Source organism: Pseudoalteromonas sp. UBA6610, from assembly GCF_002433295.1.
Classification (GTDB): domain Bacteria; phylum Pseudomonadota; class Gammaproteobacteria; order Enterobacterales; family Alteromonadaceae; genus Pseudoalteromonas; species Pseudoalteromonas atlantica.
Window position 1 is genome coordinate 1 of record NZ_DJHW01000046.1, and the last position, 5,140, is coordinate 5,140.

At 43.4% G+C, this 5,140-nt stretch carries 6 protein-coding genes; all 6 read left to right on the top strand.

All coding sequences use genetic code 11. The features are described 5' to 3' along the window. On the top strand, window positions 1–610 hold a 610-nt coding region (gene hisG, locus B4F91_RS06100), incomplete at its 5' end, for an ATP phosphoribosyltransferase (protein ID WP_288635432.1). Window positions 611–615: 5 nt separating this feature from the next. Continuing rightward, window positions 616–1,917, top strand: a complete 1,302-nt coding sequence (hisD, locus tag B4F91_RS06105) for a histidinol dehydrogenase (protein ID WP_054981941.1) — start codon at window positions 616–618, stop codon at window positions 1,915–1,917. After that, on the top strand, window positions 1,907–3,016 hold the full coding sequence (gene hisC, locus B4F91_RS06110) for a histidinol-phosphate transaminase (RefSeq protein ID WP_096042986.1): 1,110 nt from the start codon (window positions 1,907–1,909) through the stop codon (window positions 3,014–3,016). The genes hisD and hisC overlap by 11 nt, the downstream gene beginning before the upstream one ends. After that, entirely contained in the window at window positions 3,013–4,074 is a 1,062-nt protein-coding gene (gene hisB / locus B4F91_RS06115; RefSeq protein ID WP_024031732.1) for a bifunctional histidinol-phosphatase/imidazoleglycerol-phosphate dehydratase HisB, read from the top strand. The genes hisC and hisB overlap by 4 nt, the downstream gene beginning before the upstream one ends. Beyond that, entirely contained in the window at window positions 4,071–4,661 is a 591-nt protein-coding gene (gene hisH / locus B4F91_RS06120) for an imidazole glycerol phosphate synthase subunit HisH (RefSeq protein WP_096042985.1), read from the top strand. Before hisB ends, hisH begins: the two co-directional genes overlap by 4 nt. Before the next feature lie 33 nt (window positions 4,662–4,694). Continuing rightward, window positions 4,695–5,140 (top strand): HisA/HisF-related TIM barrel protein (locus B4F91_RS06125; RefSeq protein ID WP_288635433.1); only part of this gene is annotated, 446 nt, incomplete at its 3' end.

Genomic DNA, 5,140 nt, shown 5'->3' on the forward strand with positions numbered 1-5,140 from the left:
AAAACTAGACTTTGGTTACTGCCGACTTGCACTTGCATGGCCACAAGAGCTTGGCCCACGTGATAAAAGCTGGTTTGAAGGCAAGCGTATTGCAACAACCTACCCAGAAATTTTAACGCAGTGGTTAAAGCGCGAAGGCATTAATGCAAGTACTGTAATGCTTACAGGTTCAGTGGAAGTAGCCCCACGTGCCGGCCTTTCAGATGCAATTTGTGATTTAGTTTCTACCGGTGCAACGCTTGAAGCGAACGGATTAATTCAAGGTGATACAATTTTAGAATCAAACGCGTGTTTAATTCAAAATAAAGACCTGCAAGATGAAGACAAACTAGCGCTAATTAATAAGCTTATGCCGCGCCTTCGTGGTGTTAAACAAGCTAAAGAAAGCAAATACATTATGCTACACGCGCCAAAAACTAAACTTGATGAAATTTGCGAAATTTTACCAGGCTCTGGCCAACCTACTCTACTTGCACTTGCTGGTAACGAAGAGTACGTAGCGCTACACATGGTAAGCAGCGAAACATTATTTTGGGAAACAATGGAGCAGCTTAAAGCCCTAGGCGCTAACTCTATTTTAGTAATGCCAATTGAAAAAATGATGGAGTAAGTACCATGCTTCGTTGGAATGAGGAATCTTCACAAGTACAAGCAGCGGCGCTAATGCGCCCTGCGGTTTCTGCCAGCGCAAAGGTTGAAGCTATATGCCAAACAATTATGAGCGATGTGAAAGAGCAAGGTGATAAAGCCTTACTTGATATGGCTAAAAAGTTTGATAATAGAGCTAACCCTCGTTTACGTGTACCGCTTGATGAAATAAACGCATCAGAGCAAGCACTAAGCGCAGAGCTTAAATACGCAATTGACACCGCTTATGCAAACGTTAAACGTTTTCACGAAGCGCAATTGCCTAAAGATATTAAGTTATCAACCCAACCTGGCGTTGAATGTGAACTGAAATATCAGGCCATCGAAGCTGTGGGTATTTATGTACCAGGTGGCAGTGCTCCACTGCCATCATCGGTTATTATGCAAGGTGTACTTGCACAATTAAGTGGTGCTAAAACCGTCGTACTTGCCACCCCTGTGCAAGGTGATGAAAGCATTAACCCTGCGATATTATATGCAGCTAAGTTATGTGGCATTACAACTTTAATTGAAAGTGGTGGCGCAGGTGCAATTGCCGCAATGGCCTACGGCACCGAATCAGTACCTAAAGTGAACAAAATTTTTGGCCCAGGTAATAGCTTTGTAACGATGGCAAAACAGCTTGTTGCGCAAACAATTCCTGGTATGGCAATCGATATGCCAGCAGGCCCCTCTGAAGTATTAGTGATTGCAGATGAGCGTGCAAACCCAGAATTTATAGCGGCAGATTTACTCTCGCAAGCTGAGCACGGCGCAGACTCGCAAGTTATTTTATTGTGTAACAGCGAAAGTATCATTGAGCAAACGCAGCAGGCGCTTACGCGCCAGCTTGCTAACTTAAGCCGCAAAGAGACAGCCGAGCAAGCTCTGGCTAATTCATCACTTATTTTAGTCGACTCTGTTGAGCAAGCATTTGACGTATCAGCGCAATATGGCCCTGAGCACTTAATTTTGCAATTAGCAGATTCAACACCTTACTTAGATAAAGTAAAAAATGCAGGCTCGGTATTTGTTGGCGACTACACGCCAGAATCAGCGGGCGATTACGCATCGGGTACTAACCACGTGTTACCGACCTACGGTTACAGTGCAACCTATTCAAGCTTAAACTTGCTTGATTTTTTCCGCACTTACACAGTACAAACTATAAGTAAAAGTGGCTTAACACAGCTATCAAAAGCTATTTTGCCACTAGCAGATGCAGAAGGCCTTGATGCACACGCAAATGCGGTTTCAATTCGTTTAGAGGCAATTAAAAATGAGCAATAAGAGCGCACAAGCGACAAGCTTATTACCACAAAATATTGCAGCTCTTGCTGCATATAGCTCTGCTAAAAGTGAAAAGCTAACAGGGTCAACGTGGTTAAATGCCAATGAAAGCCCGTACGCTAAAAATATTGAACTGAGTATTGAAGATTTAAATCGCTACCCAGATCCACAACCGCAACTGGTTATTGACCGCTATGCTGCGTATGCAGAGCTTGAAAGCGAAAACGTATTAATGACGCGCGGCGCCGATGAAGGCATTGAGCTTTTAGTACGTACCTACTGCGAACCTGCAAAAGACAGTATCGCGTTATTTTTGCCAACCTACGGTATGTACAAAGTAACCGCTGATACGCACAACGTTGCAATCAATGGCTTAACCCAAGCGTTATTACTTGATGGCAGTGTTGATGAAATAGTTGAGGCAGTGGGCAGCTCAAAATTGGTGTTTATTTGTAATCCAAATAACCCAACCGGTAGCATAACCCCCCTTGAAAAAGTAAAAGCAATTGCAACAGCGCTTGCCGGTAAAGCTTTAGTTATTGTTGATGAAGCCTACATTGAGTTTTGCCCTGAGCAAAGTGCTACAGCGCTGATTAACGAATATAGTAATGTAGTGGTACTGCGCACTTTATCTAAAGCGTTTGCACTTGCAGGGCTAAGAACCGGTTTTACACTTGCACAAGAAACTGTACTTGCACCTATTCGTAAAGTGATTGCGCCGTATCCGGTATCGGGTGTGGTAGCAAGTATTGCAGCACAAGCCATAGCGCCTGATGCAATAACATCAATGCGCCGACAAGTGACTATTTTAAATAGTTTAAAAGCTAAACTTGTACAGTGGTTAAACGCATCCCCAGCTGCATTAAAAATTCTCACTGGTGAAGGTAACTTTGTTACCTTAAAATTAGCCGACAAAAACTACTTTAAAGTAGCACTTGAACAAGGTTTAGTGATGCGCGCGTTTACCCTATACGGTGAAGACGATTGGTTACGTATCTCCATTGGTAATGAGCAAGAACTTGAGCAAGTAAAAATTTGGTTAGATGGCCTTGATAAGCCAGCAACCTCACCTCTTTTATCAGGACAAGAAGTATCATGAGTAACCCCTATTTATTTATTGACCGTGACGGCACCATAATTGAAGAGCCAATCACCGACAAACAGGTAGACAGCCTAGAAAAATTAGCGTTTTTACCTGGTGTTATCCCGGCTTTATTACAATTACAAGCCGCAGGGTACCGCTTAGTAATGGTATCTAACCAAGATGGCTTAGGCACAGACAGCTTCCCGACTGCTGACTTTGATATAGCTCAAGATAAAATGATGGACATACTGCAAAGCCAAGGCATTAGCTTTGACGAGGTATTGATTTGTCCACACTTTGACGAGCAAAACTGTGATTGCCGTAAACCTAAAACAGGTTTATTAACTGAACTTATGCGCTCTGGCAAAGTTGATTTAGCTCGCTCATACGTGATTGGCGATCGTCAAACCGATATTGGCCTTGCTCAAAACTTGTGTTGTGAAGGCATTTTGTATGATGGCAGCTGGCCTGCCATTGTTACAAAGCTTACAACTGCCAACCGTGAAGGTCGTGTTACGCGTAACACCAAAGAAACCCAAATTGATGTAGCCATAAACCTAGATCAAACTAAAAACGGTAGCATTGAAACAGGCCTTGGCTTTTTTGATCATATGCTTGATCAAATTCGCACCCACGCCAACATTGGTCTAAATATTAAAGCGAAAGGCGATTTACACATAGACGAGCACCACCTTGTTGAAGACATAGGTATTGCTCTTGGTGTTGCGCTTAAACAAGCGCTGGGTACTAAATCGCAAATAGCGCGCTATGGTTTTGCGCTGCCAATGGATGAGTGTAAAGCTGAAGCACAAATTGATTTATCGGGCCGCGCTTCATTTGTATTAAACGCTAACTTTAGCCGCGAAAAAGCCGGCGATTTAGACGTACAAATGGTTGAGCACTTTTTCAAAAGCTTAAGCGATAATGCCGCTATTAGCCTTATTTTATCGGTGAGCGACGGTAACTGTCATCACCAAGTAGAAGGCTTATTTAAAGCGTTTTCACGTGCCCTTCGTATGGCAGTAGCACAAGACACGACCCAACAAACAGCCAGCTCTAAGGGATGTTTATGATTGCCATAATTAATACCGGGTGTGCCAATATAAATTCAGTTCGTTTTGCCTTTGAACGCTTAGGTCAAACGCCAACAGTCATTACCTCACCAGAGCAATTAGCTGGTTTTGAGCGTGCAATATTACCAGGCGTTGGCCATGCATCAGTTGCCATGAAACGCCTTGTAGGTAACGGCTGGCAACAAGCTATAAACGAATACCAGCGCCCACTTATGGGAATTTGCTTAGGTATGCAGTTACTGTGCGAAAGCACCGAAGAAGGTAACGTACAATGCTTAGGTAAAATACCAGGGCAAGTAAAAGCCCTTGATGTTGGCAGTTTAACGTCGCCGCATATGGGTTGGAATAACTTAAGCGTAAATAAAGAGCATGCACTTACCAAAGGCTTGACACAAGACGAGCAAGTGTACTTTGTACATAGCTTTGCGCACACCGTAAACGATGCAACACTTGTAAGCGGCGAATACGGCCAAACCTTTTCAGCCATTGTTGCAAAAGACAACTACGCTGGCATGCAATTTCACCCAGAGCGCAGTGCAAAAGTAGGCACACGTTTATTACAAAATTTTGTTGATTGGCAGTTATAAACGGCCCATTAACCAACAATAAAGAGATTATTTGTGATTATTCCAGCATTAGACGTATTACAAAATCAAATTGTTCGTTTATACCAAGGTAAGTACGACACCGCTCAGTTTTACCCTTTTGAGCTTGGCGCACGGTTAAAAGAATACGCCGACAGCGGCGCAGGTAAATTGCACCTTGTAGATTTAGAAGGCGCACGCGATCCAAGTAAAAAACAGTGGCAACATATTCAAGCCGCAACTAAAGCGCTTAACGTACCGTATCAAGTGGGCGGCGGTATTCGCTCAGAGCAAGATGTAAGCGATTGGCTAAAAGCCGGTGCTAACCAAGTTGTTATTGGTTCTATGGCGGTAGAAAAACGCGAGCAAGTAAAAGCCTGGATTGAACAATTTGGCGCAGAGCACTTTGTTATTGCCCTTGATGTAAATAAAACAGCCACGGGCTGGGCACCTGCAACCCATGGTTGGTTAAGTGAATCTGA

Coding starts and splice junctions, on each gene's coding strand:
- hisD (WP_054981941.1), top strand. CDS start 616: ATGCTTCGTTGGAATGAGGAATCTTCACAAGTACAAGCAGCGGCGCTA.
- hisB (WP_024031732.1), top strand. CDS start 3,013: ATGAGTAACCCCTATTTATTTATTGACCGTGACGGCACCATAATTGAA.
- hisH (WP_096042985.1), top strand. CDS start 4,071: ATGATTGCCATAATTAATACCGGGTGTGCCAATATAAATTCAGTTCGT.
- hisC (WP_096042986.1), top strand. CDS start 1,907: ATGAGCAATAAGAGCGCACAAGCGACAAGCTTATTACCACAAAATATT.